This window comes from Streptomyces sp. NPDC050636 (assembly GCF_040654775.1).
Taxonomy (GTDB): domain Bacteria; phylum Actinomycetota; class Actinomycetes; order Streptomycetales; family Streptomycetaceae; genus Streptomyces.
This window is the reverse complement of sequence record NZ_JBFAIP010000272.1, coordinates 1-1168: the sequence shown is the minus strand read 5'-3', so window position 1 is coordinate 1168 and position 1168 is coordinate 1. Positions and strand designations below refer to the sequence as shown.

Below are 1168 nucleotides of genomic sequence, written 5' to 3'. Positions count from 1 at the left end.
CCCCGCCCGCCCGCCCGCCCGCTCGTCCGTGGTCGTGGTGACGCACGTCGTGCTGGACCGCTATCCGGCGGTGAAGTACCTGGCCTGGCGAGGAACCTCTTGGCGCCCGCCTCACGGCGGGTGAAGTGGGCTGACGTCCAGGCGAACCAAGGATCGCCGGTGGCCGTCCCATCCGGCCTTGCGAACGCGCTGGTCATTATCGCGGACAACACAGTGCATCTGGCGATCAACGCCGTCGCCCTGACGTGGGGGTGACGGCGATGACACGGTCAGCGGTTGAGCTGGGCCATCAACTCACGGTTCGCGGCGCGGGCCGCTTCGAGGTCCTCATCCCGTTCCGCCAGTTCGCTGCGGAGGTCGAGAATCTGCTGTTCCAGCTCGGTGGTGCGGCGTGTGAGCGTCTCGATGTCGGCCAGTGGCTTCGTTGATGTCTAGGAACAGCGTTTGTCGACTGGTTCCGGAGTCAGTTGGTGATCATGCGGTTCGTGAATGTCGAGCAGAAATGGCGGCGTTCTCGCGGGGCGGCGAGAAAAGGGAAGGCGGAAGCCAACTGGCCGTTGGCAGGATGTCCGCGGTGAACATCCGAGGGGAAAGGACCCCACGACCGTGGCTCGTGCCATCACTTTGATCCGCTCCACCGCCCTGTCCGACGTCGCCGAGTACGCCTACGCGGCCACGGCGCCCGCCGAGTCACGCCTGATCTTCCTTGCAGGGGCGTGTCCGCTGAACGATGACGGCTCCACAGCTGCGATCGGGGACTACGCGGGCCAAGCAGCGAAAGCCATCGAGAACATGCAGGCCGCTCTTACTGCCTCAGGCGCGTCACTCCAGGACGTCATTAGCACACGGGTTCTCGTCGCATCGGCCCGGCGGGAGGACCTGGTGGCCGCCTGGCAGGTAGTCCGGGACTCGTTCGCTGACCATGACGTTCCCAGCACGTTGATGGGCGTCACCGTGCTCGGCTACAAGGACCAACTCGTTGAAATCGAGGCCGTCGCCGCCGTGCTCGATTCTTGAGACCTCTTCCAAGGACACCGCAAACGCGGGATGGCCAGGCGTCCGCCAGAAGGACACCCACATGCTCTGGTTCACCACTGCCCAGCCCGCCCCCGCCCCCGCGCCGCCCCCCCCCCCCCGGGGGGGGGACAAGGACGCACCGCCCCCGCCG

The 1168-nt window shown here is 66.7% G+C and carries 2 protein-coding genes; both read left to right on the top strand.

Annotated features, from left to right (window positions below):
* Positions 1-260 precede the first annotated feature (260 nt).
* On the top strand, positions 261-428 hold the full coding sequence (locus AB0I10_RS41215) for a hypothetical protein (protein ID WP_363157862.1): 168 nt from the start codon (positions 261-263) through the stop codon (positions 426-428).
* Between the two features lie 178 nt (positions 429-606).
* Positions 607-1017 (top strand): Rid family hydrolase, encoded by a 411-nt coding sequence (locus AB0I10_RS41210; protein ID WP_214354659.1) that lies wholly within the window; start codon positions 607-609, stop codon positions 1015-1017.
* Positions 1018-1168: the final 151 nt, after the last annotated feature.